General features: G+C 60.0%; 19 protein-coding genes. 10 read left to right on the top strand and 9 right to left on the bottom strand.

Annotation, left to right across the window (positions count from 1 at the left end):
• Window positions 1-113: 113 nt before the first annotated feature.
• The 4 genes from ACZ5IL_RS12780 to aat all read left to right on the top strand — a co-directional run bounded on the left by ACZ5IL_RS12780 (window position 114) and on the right by aat (window position 4,096).
• Entirely contained in the window at window positions 114-1,652 is a 1,539-nt protein-coding gene (locus ACZ5IL_RS12780) for a sensor histidine kinase (protein ID WP_464596903.1), read from the top strand.
• On the top strand, window positions 1,649-2,089 hold the full coding sequence (locus tag ACZ5IL_RS12775; RefSeq protein WP_464591952.1) for a response regulator: 441 nt from the start codon (window positions 1,649-1,651) through the stop codon (window positions 2,087-2,089). The genes ACZ5IL_RS12780 and ACZ5IL_RS12775 overlap by 4 nt, the downstream gene beginning before the upstream one ends.
• Window positions 2,086-3,174 carry a sensor histidine kinase gene (locus tag ACZ5IL_RS12770; RefSeq protein WP_464591950.1) on the top strand — a complete coding sequence of 363 codons (1,089 nt, stop codon included), beginning with the start codon at window positions 2,086-2,088 and terminating at the stop codon, window positions 3,172-3,174. Before ACZ5IL_RS12775 ends, ACZ5IL_RS12770 begins: the two co-directional genes overlap by 4 nt.
• Before the next feature lie 247 nt (window positions 3,175-3,421).
• Entirely contained in the window at window positions 3,422-4,096 is a 675-nt protein-coding gene (gene aat / locus ACZ5IL_RS12765) for a leucyl/phenylalanyl-tRNA--protein transferase (protein WP_464591948.1), read from the top strand.
• 66 nt (window positions 4,097-4,162) lie between these two features.
• On the opposite strand, the gene ACZ5IL_RS12760 is transcribed toward aat, so the two are convergent.
• Together ACZ5IL_RS12760 and ACZ5IL_RS12755 are read right to left on the bottom strand one after the other, a co-directional pair.
• The gene (locus ACZ5IL_RS12760; protein WP_464591947.1) at window positions 4,163-5,920 is read right to left on the bottom strand and encodes a methyl-accepting chemotaxis protein; all 1,758 of its coding nucleotides are present in this window, start codon (window positions 5,918-5,920) and stop codon (window positions 4,163-4,165) included.
• Window positions 5,921-6,114: 194 nt separating this feature from the next.
• Window positions 6,115-7,056: a DUF2155 domain-containing protein gene (locus ACZ5IL_RS12755; protein WP_464591945.1), complete on the bottom strand. Its 942-nt coding sequence runs from the start codon at window positions 7,054-7,056 to the stop codon at window positions 6,115-6,117.
• Window positions 7,057-7,483: 427 nt separating this feature from the next.
• Between ACZ5IL_RS12755 and ACZ5IL_RS12750 the strand changes: the two genes are divergently transcribed.
• The gene (locus ACZ5IL_RS12750) at window positions 7,484-9,247 is read left to right on the top strand and encodes a FecR family protein (protein ID WP_464591943.1); all 1,764 of its coding nucleotides are present in this window, start codon (window positions 7,484-7,486) and stop codon (window positions 9,245-9,247) included.
• 47 nt (window positions 9,248-9,294) lie between these two features.
• Here the strand turns inward: ACZ5IL_RS12750 and ACZ5IL_RS12745 are convergent, their stop codons facing one another.
• Complete coding sequence (locus tag ACZ5IL_RS12745; RefSeq protein ID WP_464591941.1) at window positions 9,295-9,705, bottom strand: NADH:ubiquinone oxidoreductase subunit NDUFA12; 411 nt, start codon at window positions 9,703-9,705, stop codon at window positions 9,295-9,297.
• 330 nt (window positions 9,706-10,035) lie between these two features.
• Here ACZ5IL_RS12745 and ACZ5IL_RS12740 point away from each other — a divergent pair, with 330 nt between their 5' ends.
• Window positions 10,036-10,317 carry a GNAT family N-acetyltransferase gene (locus ACZ5IL_RS12740; RefSeq protein ID WP_464591939.1) on the top strand — a complete coding sequence of 94 codons (282 nt, stop codon included), beginning with the start codon at window positions 10,036-10,038 and terminating at the stop codon, window positions 10,315-10,317.
• Window positions 10,318-10,342: 25 nt separating this feature from the next.
• Window positions 10,343-10,615: a GNAT family N-acetyltransferase gene (locus tag ACZ5IL_RS12735; RefSeq protein WP_464591937.1), complete on the top strand. Its 273-nt coding sequence runs from the start codon at window positions 10,343-10,345 to the stop codon at window positions 10,613-10,615.
• A gap of 103 nt (window positions 10,616-10,718) precedes the next feature.
• Here the strand turns inward: ACZ5IL_RS12735 and ACZ5IL_RS12730 are convergent, their stop codons facing one another.
• The gene (locus ACZ5IL_RS12730; protein WP_464591936.1) at window positions 10,719-11,093 is read right to left on the bottom strand and encodes a DUF3597 domain-containing protein; all 375 of its coding nucleotides are present in this window, start codon (window positions 11,091-11,093) and stop codon (window positions 10,719-10,721) included.
• A 400-nt stretch (window positions 11,094-11,493) separates the two neighbouring features.
• Between ACZ5IL_RS12730 and ACZ5IL_RS12725 the strand changes: the two genes are divergently transcribed.
• The 3 genes from ACZ5IL_RS12725 (at window position 11,494) to ACZ5IL_RS12715 (ending at window position 15,262) form a co-directional block, all read left to right on the top strand.
• A complete protein-coding gene (locus tag ACZ5IL_RS12725; RefSeq protein WP_464591934.1) occupies window positions 11,494-12,420 on the top strand; it encodes a DUF2189 domain-containing protein in 927 nt (308 codons plus the stop codon).
• Between the two features lie 279 nt (window positions 12,421-12,699).
• Window positions 12,700-14,133: a methylenetetrahydrofolate--tRNA-(uracil(54)-C(5))-methyltransferase (FADH(2)-oxidizing) TrmFO gene (gene trmFO / locus ACZ5IL_RS12720; RefSeq protein WP_464591932.1), complete on the top strand. Its 1,434-nt coding sequence runs from the start codon at window positions 12,700-12,702 to the stop codon at window positions 14,131-14,133.
• A 28-nt stretch (window positions 14,134-14,161) separates the two neighbouring features.
• Window positions 14,162-15,262 (top strand): serine/threonine protein kinase, encoded by a 1,101-nt coding sequence (locus ACZ5IL_RS12715; protein ID WP_464591930.1) that lies wholly within the window; start codon window positions 14,162-14,164, stop codon window positions 15,260-15,262.
• 6 nt (window positions 15,263-15,268) lie between these two features.
• Here the strand turns inward: ACZ5IL_RS12715 and ACZ5IL_RS12710 are convergent, their stop codons facing one another.
• From ACZ5IL_RS12710 to yajC, 5 genes are all read right to left on the bottom strand, one after another.
• Window positions 15,269-16,129 (bottom strand): phytoene/squalene synthase family protein, encoded by an 861-nt coding sequence (locus ACZ5IL_RS12710; RefSeq protein WP_464591928.1) that lies wholly within the window; start codon window positions 16,127-16,129, stop codon window positions 15,269-15,271.
• A gap of 161 nt (window positions 16,130-16,290) precedes the next feature.
• The gene (locus tag ACZ5IL_RS12705; protein ID WP_464591926.1) at window positions 16,291-16,677 is read right to left on the bottom strand and encodes an Mth938-like domain-containing protein; all 387 of its coding nucleotides are present in this window, start codon (window positions 16,675-16,677) and stop codon (window positions 16,291-16,293) included.
• A complete protein-coding gene (secF, locus tag ACZ5IL_RS12700) occupies window positions 16,674-17,714 on the bottom strand; it encodes a protein translocase subunit SecF (protein ID WP_464591924.1) in 1,041 nt (346 codons plus the stop codon). The genes ACZ5IL_RS12705 and secF overlap by 4 nt, the downstream gene beginning before the upstream one ends.
• A gap of 16 nt (window positions 17,715-17,730) precedes the next feature.
• Window positions 17,731-19,332, bottom strand: a complete 1,602-nt coding sequence (gene secD, locus ACZ5IL_RS12695) for a protein translocase subunit SecD (protein WP_464591922.1) — start codon at window positions 19,330-19,332, stop codon at window positions 17,731-17,733.
• Between the two features lie 42 nt (window positions 19,333-19,374).
• Entirely contained in the window at window positions 19,375-19,776 is a 402-nt protein-coding gene (gene yajC, locus ACZ5IL_RS12690) for a preprotein translocase subunit YajC (RefSeq protein WP_079446897.1), read from the bottom strand.
• Window positions 19,777-19,956 lie beyond the last annotated feature (180 nt).

The following is a 19,956-nucleotide window of genomic DNA, read 5'->3' as shown; positions in this document are numbered from 1 at the left end:
GTGCGGACTATGTTGGGGCAGAAGTGCGGAACCGACTGCGGATTGAGACGTTTAGCAAATAGCCGGTAACCGCGCGGGGGCGATTCAGACTGTCTCGATCCGAACATGATGCGATCACGGTGCCGTCCACCAGATCGTCACGCACTGCGCTTGGCCAGCTGATCCTGCTGACGGCAGGTCTGGTGGTTCTGACGCTGATCAGCGCGATGTCCGTCTATTTTGTCAACAAGGCACGCCACGACGCACGCTGGGTTCTGCACAGCATGCAAATTGAGAATGAAATCTCGCTGGCCCTGTTACAGATGCGGCGCGCCGAAAGCGCGCAGCGCGGCTTCCTGCTGACGCAGAGGCCAGAATTCCGCAGCGCATTCGAGGAAGCGGGCAGCCAGATTTCGCCGAGTTTCGAGCGGCTCAAAACGCTGACGATCGATAATCCCTATCAGCAGCAGCGGCTCCAGCAGATTATCCCGCAGACCTATCAACGGATCGAGCAGTTGCGGCGGGGCATCGATCTGACGCTGGCGAACCGGCAGAACGAAGCTGCCGAGATCGCGCGCCAGGAGGCCGGCCGTGACGCTATGGGGCATATCCGTAACCTCGCCAGCGAGATGCGGGCTGAGGAAAGTCGTCTGTTCTCGGCGCGAGTGACATCGGCCGATGCCAGCCAGTCGCTCGCGGCATCGATCACCAGCATTGGTTCGGGGCTGGTCGTGGTGTTCGCAGGGCTGTCGATCTTCCTGGTGCGACGCTCAAGCCGGGCGCGCGACGTCGCCGAAGCCCAGTTGCGCGATAACAATCTCAATCTCGAGTCCATCGTCGAGGAACGCACCAGCGACCTCCGAGAGGCCAATGAAGAAATCCAACGCTTCGCCTATATCGTCAGCCATGACCTGCGCTCGCCGCTGGTCAACATCATGGGCTTCACCAGCGAGCTCGAGGAACTGCGCGGCGACCTCTTCAAACGGATCGCGGACCTGAGCCGGCCCGACGGCCTCCCGCCTCCGGCGACGGAAGATTCAGCGGCTGCCATCGAACCGGTTCTCGACGAACCGGACAAACAATTGTCACAGGATTTCACCGAGGCGCTCGGGTTCATCAAGTCGTCGATCGCCAAGATGGACCGGCTGATCAGCGCGATCCTCAGCCTCACCCGCGAGGGCCGACGCGAATTTCATCCCTCTGCGATCACCATGCGCGACCTGATCGAGAGCATTGCATCCACCGTGGCGCATCAGGCCGCCGAGGCCAACGCTCAGATCCGTGTCGAACCATTGCCGGATATTGTCAGCGACCGCATCGCGATCGAACAGATTTTCTCCAATCTGATCGACAATGCCTTGAAATACCTCAAATCTAATGTTCCCGGTGATATTGCTATCCGCGGTCGGCGTAAGCTCGGTTTTGCCATCTTCGAGATCACAGATAACGGCCGCGGCATCGATTCGAAGGACCACCAGCGTATTTTCGATCTGTTCCGCCGGGCGGGACCGCAGGATCGGCCGGGCCAGGGTATCGGTCTCGCACACGTCCGTGCATTGGTGCGAAGGCTCGGAGGAACCATATCGGTCTCGTCAGAGCTTAATACCGGCAGCACATTTACCGTTACGCTTCCTGTCGCATGGATCGGCACCAACCGGGACAAACAATCATGACCACGCCAGTCACCATCATCATGATCGAAGACGATGAAGGGCACGCCCGGCTGATTGAGCGCAATATTCGGCGTTCCGGTGTCAATAATGAGATCAAGCCGTTCAGCAACGGTACGGAAGCCGTCAACTACCTGTTTGGGGCGGATGGCAACGGTATGCCTCATAAGGGAGAGGCGCTGCTCATCCTGCTCGACCTTAATCTGCCTGACATGACCGGAATCGATATCCTGCGGCGCGTGAAGGAAAACAAAGTTCTAAAGTGCGCACCAGTGATCGTGCTGACGACAACGGACGACTCTCAGGAAATCAAGCGTTGCTACGAACTCGGATGCAGCGTCTACATTACGAAGCCGGTGAACTACGACAGTTTCGCCAACGCGATCCGGCAACTCGGCCTGTTTTTCTCCATCATCCAGGTACCTCAGGCTACTCCATGAAAGTCAAGCCTACCCTGTTGTACGTGGATGACGACAAGGCGCTCGCTCGCCTGGTGGAGCGCGGCCTGACGCGCCACGGATTTTGCGTGGAGCACGCGCCCGACGGCGAATCCGGGCTCGCACGCATCGCGCTTGGCGGCATCGATGTGATAGCGCTCGATCAATATATGCCTGGCCTCGACGGGTTGGAAACACTAAGACGGATTCTGGCAATTCCCGACGCGCCCCCCGTGGTGTTCGTCACCGCCTCGCAAGACTCAAAAATCGCAGTGACCGCGCTCAAAGCGGGTGCTGCCGACTATCTTGTCAAAGATACGCTCGGCGAATTCGTTCCGCTGTTGCACCTCGCGGCTGAAGTGGCGATCCGGCAAGCGCTCGTTCGAAAAGCGCGCGACGAGGCTGAAGCCGAGGTCCGCGCCTCGCGCGACCGCTATGCGGCGTTAGCCGCCGAGCGCGAGATGCTGCTGCGCGAGGTCAATCATCGCATCGGCAACAGCCTCCAGATCATCGCGTCGCTGCTTCACCTGCAAGCCAGTTCAAGCCCCGAGGAAGACATCAAGGCCGCCCTTACGAATGCAATGGGACGGGTGGCAGCAGTGGCGCAGGTGCATCGTCGGCTTTATACCTCGCACGACCTGAAGAGCGTCCTGCTCAACCAGTATCTTGAAGCTCTGCTCGAGGATCTCCGACGTTCCACCGAAGGCAACCAGCTGTCACGTCTCGACCTGAAGGCCGAACCGATCGAGATCGATCCCGATCGTGCGGTGGCCATCGGAATCATCGTCAACGAACTGGTGATGAATTCAGTCAAATACGCTTATCCCGATGGCCCCGGCCCCATCCACGTCGAACTCGCGACCAATGGGGATGATGTCGTGCTGTCAATCGCCGACGATGGTGTTGGCCTCAATGCCAAGACCGATCCGCGCTCGACCGGGATGGGCCAGCGGATCGTCTCCGCAATGGCGCAAAAGCTCGATGCTCAAGCCGAACGCGATCCCGCCCATGCAGGCACGCGTATCGTGTTGCGGTTCCGCCGGGGAATTCCACCAGCCACAGAACCCTTATCTGCGACCGCGGCCTGAGCACGGCAGCACCAAACCGCAAACGCGCCTGCACCTGGCGTCTGATTCAAAACGGCGCTCAATTCGTTTCCACAGAATTAGAAGCGAACTGCATATTTTCATTCAGGCAAGGCAAATAGCGCGATCAAAAACACTGTGCGGTATCCGCTTGTTCGAGCGGGATCTGTTGGCAAACAGTCTGAACTTTTGGACGCGCTTTAGCAGATTATCGACGCGGTAGACTTAGAGCTCTGCTATAAGACTCTGGATGTCCCGCGAGACCGCCTCGTCCGAGATCACGCCCGAACTGCTGCTGCGCGCTTATGCCTGCGGTATTTTTCCGATGGCGGAAAGTGTCGACGATCCGACGCTCTTCTGGGTCGAACCGAAGATGCGCGGCGTCATTCCGCTCGAGAGCTTCCGAGTCCCGTCGCGGCTCGCGCGCACCGTCCGATCAGACAGTTTCACCGTGACCGTCGATACAGCCTTCGACGCGGTGATCGACGGCTGCGCCGCGCCACAACCTGGACGCGACAATACCTGGATCAACCGTCGTATTCGCGAACTCTATGTAGGTCTGCACGAACTCGGCCATTGTCACAGTATCGAGGTCTGGCAAAATGACCAACTCGCGGGAGGCCTCTATGGCGTCAGGCTCGGCCGCGCGTTTTTTGGGGAGAGCATGTTCCATGTCGTGCGGGACGCGTCGAAGGTCGCGCTCGTGCATTTGGTCGCCCGATTGATCGCGGGAGGCTTCGTCTTGCTCGACACCCAATTTGTGACCGACCATCTGCGCGGATTCGGTGCAATTGAAATCCCGCGCCGGCGCTACCGGGCCTTATTGGATGTTGCGCTGGAAGGCGAAGCCGATTTCGGGACGCTGCCGCTTGACCGGCCGGTGCCAGGCGCCGAAGCGCTCCGGATCATCGCCGGCCGCGGGTGACATCTTCGGCACTTGCCATCGACCGCACTGGAACGCCTTTGGCGCCCCCAGCGCGTGGCAGTGTCTTTACGCAGCTCGAACTGAATTCAGGAATTTCCCGACTTCGAGCTTAAGCCGGTTTCCGTCACTGGACAGTGACTGCGCCGCCGATAACACCTGTGACGAGGCTGTGCCTGTTTCCGCCGCGCCGCGCCGTACGTCAGTAATGTTGGAAGATACCTGCTGGGTCCCTTGCGAGGCCTGCTGCACGTTCCGCGAGATTTCTTGCGTCGCAGCCCCTTGTTCTTCCACCGCTGCCGCGATGACCGAGGCAATCTCCGAGAGCTTCTCGATCGTGCCGCCGATTTCCCTGATGGCATCGACCGAATGCTGCGTCGCGGCCTGGATGCCTGAAATTTGCTGGCCAATCTCGCCGGTGGCTTTCGCGGTCTGCTCGGCGAGAGCCTTCACCTCGGAAGCAACCACCGCAAAACCCCGGCCAGCCTCGCCCGCCCGAGCCGCCTCGATAGTAGCGTTGAGGGCAAGCAGGTTTGTCTGACCTGCAATTGTGTTGATCAGCTCAACGACCTCTCCTATGTGGCCCGCGGCACGAGACAGCTCACCGACGCGATCATTGGTTTTGCGGGCTTGGTCGACTGCATCATTCGCAATGCGCGCTGATTCCTGCACCTGACGGCCGATCTCGGTGACGGACGATGCCAACTCTTCGGTTGCGGCGGCAACTGAATGAACGTTGGTCGATGCTTCCTCGGAAGCAGCCGCAACCGTTGTTGTCAGGTGCTGGGCCCGCTCGGCTGTGGAAGTCAACGTACTGGCCGAGGCTTCCAGTTCGGTCGCGGCGGACGCGACTGTTTCGACGATCTCGCCTATGGCAGCTTCGAACGAATCGGCCAGCTTGATCATGTCGGCCTTTCGCTGCTGGGTGGCAATCTCGTCTTGATTCCTCTTCGCTTCGGCTTCCTCGCGAGCCTTCTGCTCGGACACGACCTTGAACCTCTCGACGGCGGCAGCGACGGCGCCAACTTCGTCCTTGCGGCCAAGTCCTGGCAGCACGACCGAGAAATTGCCTTCGGCCAGTTCCAGCATGGATTTGGTCAGCGCCGAGATCGGTCTAGCAATAGTGACGATCGACAAGACGCAGGCGCCGATTAGCAGCAGTGCAACCGCGACACCGAGTATCATTGAGATCCGTTCAGCCGCCGCTCCTTCGCGTGCCGCCGCTGCTTTTTCCTCTTCAACGCGTCCCGTGGCGAACTCGACGACCTTTTCCGAGACTTCGGCCAACTCCTTCGCTGTCGGCAGGGCGACTTCCTTCGTCAGTCGGAAAGCCTCATTCTCAAGCTTGGCAAGCCCCGCGCCGACATCCACCTTCATGTCGGCACCCTGTTTTGCTTCGATCTCCAGCAATTCGCCGCGAGCTGCGCCAATCGGCTTGGCCGCATTGTTCAGATACTGGTCGGCAAGCTGATTCATCTTCTCAAGTCTCGCACGGTTTTCAGCCGACTTCGAAAGCTTAAGGGCTTCACCGATGAATCCCCGTGCAGCCTTGTAATGATTAACGACATCTTCTTGTGCGGCCAGCAGCTGCGCCCGCGTGCTTGCGAGACGAATATCACGGACCCCGATCATCATGCCGCGAGTCGATGATTTCGCTTCGATGCCTTTCATTGCGAGCAGATTCTGATTTCCTGCTTTTTCGTTGGCTTGGCGCACCGCATCGCTACCGCTCATCTGAGCATAGATCAGTGCGACAACCATGACGACGCTGAGCAACGATGTGATCGCGAGCTTTGTGCCGATTCGCAGATTCTCGATGAAACGCATCGTAAGTAGCTCCAGAAAATTAGGCTGCGGCACTCGTATGGGCTGATTGGCAATGTTTCGAATCGCCAACGATAACGGGCCGATCGGAGCAATAGGCCCAAGATCCGAATAAATCGTTATAGCAACGGACGTATCACGAGAGCGCCACCCAAAATTGCCTCCCGGCCGGCCAACCGTAGTTGAGGCTTTCAGAACTATCGCCCGAACGGCGGGAACGAAGGATTGCCCTGCGGTTGCCGTTGTGGCGGAGGCGATGGCGCCGCCGGTTGGGATGGCGGTGCCGGCTGACGCGACTGGCGCGCGGATGGCCGTGGGCGCTTGGTCGAAGGCGGCGCGGGCTTCGGCTCATCCGGCTGCGCGGCGATAACAGTCGTCTCCGGATCCTTGCAGTCGGTCAACCAGACGTCATAGATCGGATGCTCGACGCCATGCAGGCCTGGGCTTGACGCGAACATCCAGCCGGAGAAAATCCGCTTCACCTCGCCCTGAAGCGTGATCTCATCGACTTCGACAAAGGCGTCGGTATTAGCGGCCTCGGTCGCAGGCCGCGTGTAGCAAGCGCTGGTCTTCACCCGCAGCGCGCCGAACTGCACCGTTTCTCCGACATCCTCATCGAAATGGATGATGCGGCCAGTGATCTTGTCGAGGCCGGAAAATGCCGCCTTCTTGTTCACAACCTTCTCGGCCGGGGCCTCGATGACGACCTCGTCGCCGGGTTGCAGCGTGGCCGGTGTTGGCGGCGCCGGTCGCGTGGAACTCTGTTCGGGAGCCTTAGGAGGTGAAGGCGGCGCGACGGCTACGCCACCTGGAGCATTGCCACTTGGGGCATTCTGCGGAACCACGGTGGTGCCGGGCGGCGGCGGCAGTGGCTGGGACTGAACCGGGCCCGGCGGTGGAGCACCTTGCCCCGGCGCAGGATGCATCGGCGCCGGCAGCACCCGTCCTTGTTGCGGCAAGTCGGGCACTTCTTCCTCGTCGTCCTCAGGCGCGACCTGACCTTGTGGAATTGCGCCGGGCGGACGCGGCGGAGAGTCTGAAAAAATATTACCAATTTGGGCGCGCGCAGAAGGCGCGGCAACGACGAGAGCAGCGCTCGCAAAAGCTGCACAACCGGCTATAACAATCGTTCGAAACATCATGCGCGGCTTTGTGAGGCTCGAATCAGGGCCGGACCATTGTACAGGGATTAAAGGCTCCGAGCCGCTCGCAGCATCCGGTTAACACGTCGATTGCGGCGGGGAAAGGGCGGCCTGCTCCGCGTCCACTGACGGCTGCTGCAGTGCGCTTTCCCCATCGAGTAACTGGTCGCGCGGAACGCAGATACAGACGACACCGAGGGTCGAACCGCTGTCCCCTTTAGTGCCGGATCGGCGCCACCCGCAAGGCGGGTAGCACGCCCCACTCCGCAGATTCTGAGGATGCAGGTGCTCAGCGTGGATTTACAGCAACAGACGCGATCAATCGCTCGTATAGGGTTTTTGAGAGGATCGGGGGTTGGCGCATTCCGATTATTCAAGGTTATACTTGCCCCGGGTTTGTCAGTTTTGAGTGTCGGGAATTGCCATGAGCCGGACGGAGGGGCTTTATATCGCGATGACGGCGGCTGCGCTGGCGCTCGGGGGCGCAACGGCGCAGGCTCAGCAGGTCGGCACTGCATCGGCAGTCAACCCTGCGGCAACCGCCAACCTGAAAACCATCGTCATCGGCCAATCGATCGCCCACAAGGAACACATCCAGACCAAGGCTAGCGGCTCGGTGCAGTTGCTGTTCCTCGACAAGACCTCGATGACCATCGGTCCGAACAGCGACCTCACAATCGATGAATACGTCTATGACCCGAAAGCCAACACCGGCAAGCTGGCGGCAACCCTCGGCAAGGGCGCGCTGCGTTTCGTAGGTGGCCAGATCAGCCACAACGGCGATGCCGAGATCAAGACCGCGTCGGCTTTGATCGGCATTCGTGGCGGCGTGATGATGACCGACGGAAAAGGCGGCATCTATTCCGGCTACGGCACAATGACCGTCACGTCCGGCGGCCGGTCCGTCGCGCTGGGCGCCGGCGAGTTCACCCAGACGCAAGCGGGAGCCCCCCCAACGCCACCCGACCTGCCGCCGCCAGGGTTCGTGCAGCAGCAGATCGCTATCTTCCAGAGCGCGTCCGGCCAAACGGGCGGCGTACGCGCAGGCGCGGCATCGGCGAAGAATATTGCGACGGCCGCGCAAAGAGCGACAGGATCCCCCAATGGACTGGTGACCGGATCGGGTGCTCCTCCCACTCCCGCTCCGCCCCCTATTGTCGAGCAACTCAGCGCAATCTCGTCAGCCTTCACCCAGTCGATCCAGATTTCCAATCAGGCGGAGGCGGTGCAGCAGATCGCACAGGACCAGCTTACGGACCATTCACCGCCGGATAATCACAACCCTCTACCGACGGACAACAACACTCCCCCGCCCAACGCGCGGCCGTCGGTGACGCTGCGCGGATATGTCGGCGGACTGGACGTCATCACTGGCAACCAGATCCCGGTCAAACCGGTAACCGGTACATCCGAAATCACCCTCGACGCCGCCAATAATCGCGTTCAGGGAAATCTGGATATCTACGCATTCGACTCGAGAAATCCGTTCACGCAGCTTGCCGGCACGATTCACGCGCTGTTCGAGTTCGGATCGAAAGGATCGAGCGGTCCAGCCAACAGCGCATACGTAGACTACAACAATTTCTACGCGAATACGCCCAACAACAGTGTTGTCAACGGCGTACCGGTTAACGGTGTGATGGTGTCAGCCAACGGCGCAGCCGCCAGCCAGATCGTCAACGGCGCAATTCCGAACCTGACGCCCTGTCAGTGCGAGTATACGCGCTGGGGTTTCTGGTCGGTTGAATCGACGAGTACCAATCCGAACACCCAAACCCCGCGCGAAGTCCTCGTCGGCACCTGGGTCGCCGGCCGGCCAGTGGGCAGCATTAGCGACGTCCCAACGATAGGCCAGGCAACCTATACCGGACACGTCATCGCCAACGTAAATAATGGGAGCTTCGTCGCCGGCGGTTTCTCCAACACCGTCGATTTCGGCTTACGCAACGGTACGGTGAACGTGACCAATCTCGACAACACCAACTATTCCGGCACCGTTAATTTTGACAACGACCCACGCAATTTCGGCGGTACGATCGCCGGTAACAACAACAATCGTAGCATGACCCTGCAAGGCAGCTTCTTCCAGGGTCCGAGCAGCCCGGTCGGCGAAATGGGCGGGCGCGTTGGGATTTCGGGAGACAACAATTATCTCGGCAGCGGCATTTTCGCGGGCACCAAGCGCTGACAGCGCTTGCTCGCATGACCGGCATCACCGCGTTGATGCCGGTCTTCCTAGTGCCCCGGTGTCCAGGGCTGGTAATCGCCGGTCGCCTTCGGACGGCGGCCGCTCGCCAACGTCGAGCCGGACGGCCGATAGGCTGCCGGCGTCCCGGTCATGTTCGGCACATGCGGCTTCTGCCATTCGCGCGGCTGATAGTTCTCTTTGGTAGGTGGAACATCCACAACGTGATGGATCCAGCCATGCCATTCAGGCGGAATGCGGCTGGCTTCCGCAAGGCCATTGTAGATCACCCAGCGCCGCTCGAAGCCAAGCGTCGGGTCGATCTTCCCGCCGCGCGTCCGGTAATAGCAGTTACCTTGGCTGTCCTTGCCGACCAGCTCGCCAAATCGCGCGGTCCAAAGCTGCGTACCGAAGGTCTGGCTATTCCACCAGGTAAAGAGTTTGAGGAAAAACTGCTTCATTGCCGCAAATCCGTCGCGGGAGTTTCACGGACCCTCCGCAAGGGTTCGCATTCCGACAGGTTTGATGCCATCCCGCCGAGGTCTTGTCCAGCCAAACGCGGCCAAATAGCGCGACCCGGCGTTCGCCGGCAGCACCAAAGGGTCCAAATTTGCGGGTTGCACTTCGGCTGACACGCCTTTACCCAACCCTACCCATCCCAGCGTGGTCTGGCGTCATCCAAGGCGAGCAATGGCGCAGAAATGACAGGCCGCAGGTGTTCTGCGGCTGTTGACTGGCCCAATAAAACTTTGAATGTTGCCTCTCAGGCATAAAGAAACAAAGGCTGTGAAATGTCCGAAGTCGTCAACAACATGGAAAAGCATCGCTACGAACTCGAAGTGGATGGGCATATCGCTGCAACCTACTATCGATTTCTGGACGGGGTTCTTGTCTTCACGCACACCAGGGTGCCGCCCGAACTCGAAGGCAAGGGCATCGGCTCAGAGCTGGTGAAGGGCGCGCTGGATCAGGTACGCGCGGATAAATTCAGGGCTAGCGCTCAATGTCCCTTCGTGAAGGCGTGGCTCGAGCAACATCCGGACTATGCCGATCTGCTGAGGCCGAATTTGTGAGACGGCGCGAGGTCTCGTCTCAGGCATGACCGCCGTCTACGACAACAAAGCCCTGAGCCGGTTTGAACTTGAAGCCGAAGGCGGCGTTGCTTTTGCAAAGTACCGCCTTGCGCCCGGTACGGTCGTCATCACTCACACAGAAGTGCCACGCGAACTGCGCGGCCGTGGCATCGCCTCGACATTGGTGAAGGGCGCGCTGACGCTGATCCGAGCCGAGGGCCTCAAGGTCGCAGCCAGCTGCGGGTTCGTGGCCGCTTATCTCGACAAGCATCCGGAAGAAGCCGACCGAGTGGAATGAGGCCGCATCTAACGCATGCGTTTACGGCCTCCACGCACGTTTTTCTTTCATCGAGACGACGTGTCCATCAGCGGACCGTCCAGAATGCGCGCGCTCTATCCCATCAGTGCTTCATGTCGGGCGGCAACTTGCCACCGTTAGCTGCCAGTTGAGCCATCATCTGCTTGTGCAGCCAGATGTTCATCGCCGCGGAATCGTTGGTGTCGCCCGGGTATTTCAGGTCCTTTGCCAGTTCCTTGCGAGCACTCAGGCTGGAGTCGACATCAAGCGCCTTCATCAGATCAACGATCGAGGTCCGCCACGCCAGCTTTTCCTTCTTGGCGGCGACGGCTTTGTCGAGGATGGTCGCGACGTCGACGCCCTTCGATGCCGGGCCCTCCGTCGAGGGTGCAGCACCGCTACCAGCTTCACCTGTCGGTGTTGCCGCTTCGGCGTGCGTGCCGAAGATGGCGCTCATGATCTTTCCAAATATGCTCATTGTGCCGCTCCCAATTGCTTGAGTCTTTGAACCAAATTCGCGGCGGAACCTCGCGTCTGTTTCCGCCGGATCGCCAAAAGACTAACCGGCTCACTGTGGCTTGCCAATGCGGACAAGCTGGCAGCGCATTCGGCGCCAGTCCGCTGCAACAACAATACGGCAGGTAAGCAGTCGAACCGACATGTGCACGGCATGCCGGTCACCCGGGCGCAGAGTGACATCAAAATTCACTCAACCGTGAGCAACTAAAATCGCAGATCGGAATTAGAATGGTCTTACAGGTCGCGGCAAGACCAGGTTGCTTGCCCTTGCGTCTGGTCTTGATCGTGATCGTTTCCGAAGGGGCGAACTCGCGCCTTCCGGCGGCCAGAGATCGACCCGCGAAAGGGAGACAACGAACATGGCCACTTATCCTGTTGACATTACGTCACACTCGGGAATGGCCGGTGCAGACAGACCTGTGGTCCGTCACATCGGCTTACCCGACCTGCTTGATGCGTTGCGGCTGGGCTGGGAAGACTTCAAGGCGGTTCCCAGCCACGCCATCGTCCTTTGCGTTATCTATCCCATAATTGGAATTATTTTAGCGCGAATAGCGCTTGGCTACTCGGTCCTGCCGCTCCTGTTTCCGGTCGCCGCCGGTTTTGCCCTGATCGGGCCATTTGCGGCGCTAGGACTTTATGAACTGAGCTATCGGCGCGAACTCGGCCAAGAAGCCTCCGCCTGGCATGCGTTCGGCGTGCTACGGGCGCCGTCGTTTGGATCGATGCTTGGACTGGGCGGCCTGCTCCTGGTTATTTTCTTCGTGTGGGTGGCAGTGGCTCACGCGATCTACGTGTCCACCTTCGGTAACACTCCGGCAGCGGCAATTCCCGATTTCTTCACGCAGGTCTTCACCACGTCCGAGGGCTGGCGCATGATCATGATGGGCGTCGGGGTCGGGTTCCTGTTCGCAGCCGTCGCGCTGTGCATCAGCATTGTGTCGTTCCCGCTGATGCTTCATCAACACGCCGACATGACCGATGCCATGCTGACGTCAATGCGCGTGGTCGCGAAGAATCCAATCGCGGCCGTGGAATGGGGTCTGATCGTTGCTGTCCTGCTGACGCTCGGGTCGATTCCCTTCTTCCTTGGCCTCACGATCGTCATGCCGTTGCTGGGTCATGCGACGTGGCATCTCTATCGCAAGGCGATCGAGAGTCCTTTAACGTCGTCAGCGCATGAGCCTCCGGAAACGGAGAAAGAAAAGCGTTACGCGGCCGATTTCCCGTCCGTCTTATTCCCTCCTTACGGGCGCAAGCACCGGTTCTTCGATAGTTCGGATTGACGGAAAGACGCTCGCTCGCAGGCTGTCTCGGTGTCAGGAGCCTTGAACTCGCTCTCTGGCCAACCGAGGCAGCCGCTGCGTTCACAGTCAGCATTCCTGGCAGACCAAATCCGGACGCGAATACCGTTGCTACGCGTTGCAAGTGCCGGATCAGCGAGAATAACGAACATCCTTGCCATTCAGGGTCCAAGGTGGATCGTACAAGGAAACGAGAGTGCCGTCGCCGTTACTCGCGCTAACGCGTTCCTTTTGGCTTGAAAACGCGCTACCCCTCGTCCCATGACCCAGTTTGAATCCTCCCGCGCTACCGTCCATATCGTCGGCGCCGGCCTGGCCGGTTCGGAAGCCGCTTGGCAGGTCGCGAGTCAGGGCGTTCGAGTGATGTTGCACGAGATGCGACCGCACCGGATGACTGCGGCGCACCGGACCGACGGGCTGGCGGAGCTGGTCTGTTCAAATTCTTTCCGATCCGATGATGCTTCCAACAATGCGGTCGGACTCTTACATGCCGAGATGCGCCGGCTAGGGTCGCTGATCATGCGCTGCGCCGATGCTAATCAGGTTCCGGCAGGCGGCGCGCTCGCAGTGGATCGCGATGGCTTTTCCGCTGCGGTCACCGAAGCTCTTGACGCCCATCCGCTGATCGAGATCGACCGTGCCGAAATCGATGGCTTGCCGCCCGCGGACTGGAGCAACGTCATCGTCGCCACGGGTCCCCTCACCTCGGCCCCTCTCGCCGCTGCGATTCGCGCATTGACCGACGAATCCGCGCTCGCCTTTTTCGACGCAATCGCGCCAATCGTCCATCGCGACTCCATCGATATGTCGAAAGCCTGGTACCAGTCTCGTTATGACAAGGCTGGTCCGGGCGGCAGCGGCGCCGATTACATCAATTGTCCGCTGACCGAAGCGCAGTATCACGCCTTTGTGGACGCGCTGCTTGAGGGCGAGAAGGTCGACTTCAAAGACTGGGAAACCGATACCCCCTACTTCGACGGCTGCCTGCCGATCGAGGTCATGGCAGAACGCGGCCGCGAGACTCTGCGCTACGGTCCGATGAAGCCGGTAGGCCTTACCAATCCGCACGACCCCATCACCAAGCCCTACGCCGTCGTCCAGTTGCGACAGGACAACAGACTGGGCACGCTTTACAATATCGTTGGCTTTCAGACCAAACTGAAACATGGCGCGCAGACTCGCATCTTCCGCACCATTCCCGGTCTTGAAGGCGCGGAGTTTGCCCGCCTCGGCGGTTTGCATCGCAACACATTTCTGAACTCGCCGAAGCTCCTTGACACCCAGCTACGACTGCGTGCCGAGCCGCGGCTGCGCTTTGCGGGACAAATGACCGGGTGCGAGGGTTATGTGGAATCCGCCGCTATCGGACTGATAGCCGGACTCTATGCCGCGGCGGATGCGCGGACACACACGTTTGAGGCCCCGCCGCAGACCACGGCGTTGGGCGCGCTGCTCGGCCACATCACGGGCGGCCACATCGAGACCATTGACGCGGGACCACGCTCTTTCCAGCCGATGAACATCAATTTCGGATTGTTTCCGCCGCTCGCTAATCCACCAAACAAAAAACCGGACGGCACGCGCCTGCGCGGCAACGAAAAGGCAATCGCAAAAAAACAGGCGATCTGCGCGCGCGCGCTGTCGGACCTCGATTGTTGGATCGCGAATGCACTTCGTCCGGCAGCCGCGGCATAGGTTCAACGCGCCATCTCCAGGATCATTCATGTCACTTCCAAAGCAGGACGCAGCATTCCTGTCCGCGAGCTGGATTGAAGGAGTCCTGCTGAAGCGCGACGTGTTTTCAACCGTGGAGCGCGGGCGGCTTCGGACAGCCTCCGGCGAGATCAACGCGGTGCTGCGGCGCCTCGATCAAGTGCCCTGGTGGTCGCACCTTGTGGCGCGGCATTTGTTCGAGCGGGAACGTAAGGCGCTGACGCTCGCTCGCGATCTCGGCGTCGGTCCAAAACTTCTGTGGAGCGGCCGCAGCGCATTGGTGCGAGACTTCATCGATGGCGTAGCGCTGCATCTCGCCAAACCCCACGGCGACTTATCCTACTTCCGATCGGCCAAGGTAGCGCTGCGCAAGTTGCATCGCGCCGGCATATGCCACAATGATCTTGCCAAGGAACAGAACTGGCTGCGCGGCAACGAAGGCAACGCCTATCTGACGGACTTCCAGCTCGCCGCGTGCTTCAAACGACGATCACGCCTGTTTCGCATCGCTGCCTACGAAGACCTGCGGCACCTTCTCAAACACAAACGCACTTATGCGCCCGACGCCCTGACGCCACGCGAGCGTAAGTTACTTGAGCGAAAGTCGGTCATTGCGCTCATTTGGCTGATGACCGGCAAAAAGGTCTACCAAGCCATCACGCGCGGCCTGTTCAGTTTCACCGACCGCGAAGGCGGGGGCCGACGTCTCGTCAACGATGCTCCTGTGCTGGTCGCTCGCATCAGGGAGAATCCTGCGGTGCGTGATGCCGCCATCGTTGCCTTCGCGGACCGCCGCAGCGGTGTCGGACTTTACGCCTTTGTCGAGGCAGACCTGCCCGAACTCGAAGCGCGGTTGCGTTCCACGCTCGCCGCTGCAAACGAGCCGAAACCTCCCGAGCACATCCAGGTCGTTTCGCGCCTCCCACGCGGCGCCGGCGGTAAAGTGCGCACCGAAATCCTGCAACTCATCGCAATGAACCAGATCGATCTGATTGAGCCGTTGATCACTAGTCCGGAAGATCGTGAGTTCTTCCGCGACATCCTAGGTAGCCGGAAAAACCTTCGAGACCGCTTCAACTTCGAATCGACCGACCGGGCGCTGCCGTCCTGACCTCGTTCAACCGCGAAACGGCCGAGTGCGCGATGCCCGCCACATGGTCCACAGGATACGCAGCCGCGACACGGGCCGCGCCACAAAGGGATTGATGTCAGGGCCGATGACATCATTCAGTGCGCGACGCACAATCACCAATGGAAGATAGACACTGCGGGACTGCGGCGGAAGGTTGGGCAGTAGACCCAGCGCCACCTCCAGATGCGATCGTGCTTCATCGGCCAGTTCGCCAATGGCCGCGCGAAGTGTAGGCGTGTCCCGGCCAGCGAACATCTGTTCCAGATCGACGCCGTGCTGCTCCAGCAGCGGCAGCGGCACATACGACTGCCGCCGCGAAGCGTCAAAACCGAATTTCGCGATAACCCGCGCCCTACCGCTCGCGAGACCAGCGTGCCGCGCCAGATGGTCCGTCTCGTCCGATCGGTGTCCGACGACGCGCGAGGCGAGCGAAAACAGCGCGCACGATGTATCGCCGAGGTATCGTTCTAACGCTGTTATGTCCGGCATCGGATCGTTGTAGAGATCGAACTGATGCGCTTCGATCAGTCGCGACAACAGCTCGACCGGCAGACCATGATCCCGGATCGCTAGCAAAAGTTCTGCCGCAACCGGATTACCTTCAACGCCCCCGTGTCCGGTGCCGCCGACCATATCGATCCACCATTGCAGGCGGATTTCGCCCGGCAACGGCTGGGTGATCTGCTCTCGTACCCTGACGATCTCCACGTTGAAAGCATAGAGCGCCAGCAGCGCACGACGGCACCGGAGCGGTGCGAACAAAGTCGTCGCATAGTTGTCGAAGTCATGAGTCCGCACGAGTTCCGCGCAAAACGCCGCGGACGTGTTCTCCGTTGTACCGTTCATGACACCACAATCATGCGCGCTAGAGTTTTTCACCTATAGGGAGCTCATCGACATGACGCTTGCCACTATATGCGATCAGCACCGTCAGGCTCTGCCGATGGCGTGAGACAATCATGGAATGGCTCTCAGCGTCCTCAGGCTCTGCCTTGATCTCGCGTTTGTCATGGAACGGCTATCAGCGCCGCCGCGACCCTACGCCGTTCGCCAAGCATGATGTTGTAAGTCCGGATCGCCGGTCCCGTGAGCATGGTGTCCACTCCGATGTTAACGCGGCGCAGGGCTGTGCGCAGCTCGGTGGGAACAAGCCAGACCTCTGTCCCGGTACCGATTAACAACGTATCGATTAGAGCCGAGCCCGCAAACACACGCGCCAGCGCATGACGGTCGATGTCATCCGCTCGCGTTACGGACCACGCCCAGACGCCGTCCGGCAGGCAAAGCAGCGAACCGCGATGCGACATGGTGTCGAAGCGAAAGCCGCCGTTGCCATAAGCCTCGATGACGGCCGGCCGCGGAAGATGCGGCACGCCCGGCGGGCCGGCACTCACGACTTTGCTGGCTTCTGCGATTTAGTCGGCTTTTCGGGTTTGGCCGGCTTCTCCTCGACATCGGCACGGCTCTCGCCGACGCCAAGGTAGATCAAAATCGGAGCCGCGATAAAGATCGAGGTGTAGGTGCCGACCAGCACCACGCCGAAGGTCATCACCGCGGTGAAGCTGTGGATGGCCGGTCCGCCGAACACCAGCAAAGCGACCAGCGCCAGGGTCACCGTGACGTGAGTGATGATCGAGCGCGAAAGCGTCGAGTTGATCGACGCGTTGAGCAGTTCGGGCATCGGCATTTTCTTGTAACGCCGCAGCATTTCGCGGATCCGGTCGTAAATAACGACGGTGTCGTTGAGCGAGTAGCCGAGGATTGTCAAAAGCGCCGCGATGCTTGTGAGGTCGAAGTCGACCTGCGAAATCGACATAAAGCCGATGGTCAGCACGATGTCATGGACGTTCGCGACCATGGCTCCGAGCGCAAACTGCCACTCAAACCGGAACCAGAGATACATCAGGATGCCGAGGATCGCCAACATCAGGCCGACCATGCCGTAGGCAAGGAGCTCGCCGGACACGCGCGGCCCGACCACCTCGACCCTGCGATAGTTGACGCTGTCGCCCAGCGCGCCGCGCACCTTCTGCACCGCAGCCTGCTGTGCGGCGTCTCCGCCCGGCTGCTCAGCGACGCGAATCAGAACTTCCGTCGGGCCGCCGAACTGTTGAAGCTGGACATCGCCGAGGCCGAGACCGTTCAGCGTCGAGCGCATCGCCGCGATGTCAACCTCGCCCGACTTGGCTTGCACCTCGAGCAGCGTGCCACCCTTGAAGTCGATGCCGAAATTCAAGCCATGCGTGAAGAACAACGTGATCGCGACGATCGAAAGCACGGCGGAAATCGGAAAGCTGATGCGGCGGAAGCGCGTGAAATCGAAACGCGTGTCGTCGGGAACGATCCGCAGCGAAGGCAGCAGGCCGAAGCAACTGACGATGGTCAGTACGACGATAAGGGCACCGAGCCCGAGTAAGATCCATTGGGTCACAGCCGGCTCCGGGTCATCAGATCGGCACGGTTTGCGGTCGCTTCCAGCGCACCCAGGTCGCGACGATCAGCCGGGTCACCTCGAATGCAGTGAACACCGTTGTAATGATGCCAATGCCGAGCGTTACGGCGAACCCGCGCACCGGGCCGGTGCCGATATAAAACAACACGGCGGCAGCGATGAACGTCGTGATGTTGGAATCCAGAATCGTTGCCAGCGCCCGCTTGAAGCCGGCGTCGATGGCCGAAATAGCAGTACGACCGCCCCGAATTTCTTCACGGATGCGTTCATAGATCAACACGTTGGAATCGACCGCGATGCCCACAGTCAGCACGATGCCGGCAATGCCGGGCAGCGTCAGTGTCGCGTTCAGCAACGATAGCACGCCGAAGATCATGGCGACGTTGATGGCGACGGCGATGTTGGCAAACACCCCGAACAGCCGATAAGTCAGCAGCATAAACAGGATCACCATGATCGATCCGACATAGGCGGCGAGTTCGCCCTTTTCGATCGAATCCTGTCCGAGGCCGGGTCCGACGGTGCGCTCCTCGATGATTGTCAGCGGCGCCGGCAACGCACCGGCACGCAGCAGGATCGCAAGATCGTTGGCCTCCTGCACCGTAAAATTCCCGGAAATCTGACCGGAGCCGCCGGTGATAGGTTCGCGGATGACCGGCGCCGAAATCACCTCATTGTCGAGGATGATGGCGAACGGCTGTCCGACGTTTTCGGTTGTTGCCTGGGCAAATTTTCGCGCGCCGTTGCTGTTGAAGCGGAAAGTCACGATCGGCTCGCTGGTACGCGAATCGAATCCTGGCTGAGCATCGGTCAAATCGCCGCCGGAGACGAGCACCTGCTTCTTGACGACGTAAGGCGTCTTGGGCGCCTGCGAACTCATCAACACGTCGGAATCGGCAGGCACCCGGCCCTGCACGGCCTGATCAGGAGAAACGCTCGAATCGACCATGCGGAAGTCCATCTTGGCGGTCTTGCCGAGGATTTCCTTCAGCCGCGTCGGATCCTGCAATCCCGGCACCTGTACCAGAATGCGGTCGGCGCCCTGACGCTGGATGAGGGGTTCGACGGTGCCGAGTTCGTTGACGCGCTTCTCGATGATTTGAATCGACTGTTCGACCGACTGGCGGATGCGGTCAGTGATAGCAGCCTGCGGCACCGTCAGGCGGATCAGCCCGCCGTCCGCGCTGCTGACTTCGAGGCTACGCTGGCCGTTCGAGCCGAGCAGACCTCCAAGCGGCTGCGATAACTCACGCAACTTGCCGAGCGCAGTCTGGAATTCCTCCTCTTTGCTGATACGGACCTCGACGGCGCCATTCTTGACGGCAAGGCCGGTATAAGCGATCCGCGCGTCGCGTAGCGCCTTGCGGGCGTCATCGCGAACCTGATCAAGTTTCTCTTTTTTGACGTAGTTGGAATCGACCTCAAGCAGCAGATATGAACCGCCCTGAAGATCAAGTCCGAGCACGATGTGGCGTTGCGCCCATTTCGGCCATGTCTTGACCTGTGCCTCGGGAAAGAAGTTAGGCACGGCGCACAGGCAGATCGCGAGAGCGGTCATGATGATCGCCAGCGCCTTCCACCGTGTAAAATACAACATCGAGATAACTCGTCAGATTCGAGGAATGATCGCCTGGACCACCTAGCTCGCCGCGGCGTCGTCCTTGGAGCCATCTCCTTTAGCGGCGCCCTTTGCCGATTCACCTTTTGTCGGCTCGCCCTTGGCCGGCTCGCCCTTGGCACGGACAATCGAAATCATCTGCCGCATCTGCCGCACCCGGACGCCGTCCGCGATCTCGAACTCGATCTGGTCGTCATCCACCACTTTGGTGACCTTTCCGACGAGACCGCTTGACGTGATGACGGTGTCACCTCGACGGATATTTTTCACCAATTCGTTGTGCTCTTTCGCCTTCTTTTGCTGGGGCCGGATGATCAGAAAATACATAATGATGAAGATCAGCGCGAAGGGCAGCAGCGACATCAACAAGTTGTTGGTGTCGGTGGCGCCGGCGGCCTGGGCAAAGGCAGGGGTAATAAACATTCGGGCTATTCCTTGGGAGCAAACCGGCACGAGCACAGAGTCAGGCCGATCAAGGGCAAATTCGCGCGGACTATAACGGCCACGGTCCCAATTGCAACGCCACCAGACCCTTGATCGGGCCTCATTATTCCGCTGCTTGCAGGAGCCAGGTCACCTCGCTAAGGGTGCGCGCTCAGGAAA

Source organism: Nitrobacter sp. CN101 (assembly GCF_055390255.1).
This window is presented reverse-complemented; position numbering and strand designations above follow the sequence as displayed.

Bases quoted from the DNA above. Each gene is read 5' to 3' on its own strand.
- ACZ5IL_RS12775 (WP_464591952.1), top strand. From the start codon at position 1,649: ATGACCACGCCAGTCACCATCATCATGATCGAAGACGATGAAGGGCAC.
- ACZ5IL_RS12770 (WP_464591950.1), top strand. From the start codon at position 2,086: ATGAAAGTCAAGCCTACCCTGTTGTACGTGGATGACGACAAGGCGCTC.
- aat (WP_464591948.1), top strand. From the start codon at position 3,422: ATGTCCCGCGAGACCGCCTCGTCCGAGATCACGCCCGAACTGCTGCTG.
- ACZ5IL_RS12760 (WP_464591947.1), bottom strand. From the start codon at position 5,920: ATGCGTTTCATCGAGAATCTGCGAATCGGCACAAAGCTCGCGATCACA.
- ACZ5IL_RS12755 (WP_464591945.1), bottom strand. From the start codon at position 7,056: ATGTTTCGAACGATTGTTATAGCCGGTTGTGCAGCTTTTGCGAGCGCT.
- ACZ5IL_RS12750 (WP_464591943.1), top strand. From the start codon at position 7,484: ATGAGCCGGACGGAGGGGCTTTATATCGCGATGACGGCGGCTGCGCTG.
- ACZ5IL_RS12745 (WP_464591941.1), bottom strand. From the start codon at position 9,705: ATGAAGCAGTTTTTCCTCAAACTCTTTACCTGGTGGAATAGCCAGACC.
- ACZ5IL_RS12740 (WP_464591939.1), top strand. From the start codon at position 10,036: ATGTCCGAAGTCGTCAACAACATGGAAAAGCATCGCTACGAACTCGAA.
- ACZ5IL_RS12735 (WP_464591937.1), top strand. From the start codon at position 10,343: ATGACCGCCGTCTACGACAACAAAGCCCTGAGCCGGTTTGAACTTGAA.
- ACZ5IL_RS12730 (WP_464591936.1), bottom strand. From the start codon at position 11,093: ATGAGCATATTTGGAAAGATCATGAGCGCCATCTTCGGCACGCACGCC.
- ACZ5IL_RS12725 (WP_464591934.1), top strand. From the start codon at position 11,494: ATGGCCACTTATCCTGTTGACATTACGTCACACTCGGGAATGGCCGGT.
- trmFO (WP_464591932.1), top strand. From the start codon at position 12,700: ATGACCCAGTTTGAATCCTCCCGCGCTACCGTCCATATCGTCGGCGCC.
- ACZ5IL_RS12715 (WP_464591930.1), top strand. From the start codon at position 14,162: ATGTCACTTCCAAAGCAGGACGCAGCATTCCTGTCCGCGAGCTGGATT.
- ACZ5IL_RS12710 (WP_464591928.1), bottom strand. From the start codon at position 16,129: ATGAACGGTACAACGGAGAACACGTCCGCGGCGTTTTGCGCGGAACTC.
- secD (WP_464591922.1), bottom strand. From the start codon at position 19,332: ATGTTGTATTTTACACGGTGGAAGGCGCTGGCGATCATCATGACCGCT.
- yajC (WP_079446897.1), bottom strand. From the start codon at position 19,776: ATGTTTATTACCCCTGCCTTTGCCCAGGCCGCCGGCGCCACCGACACC.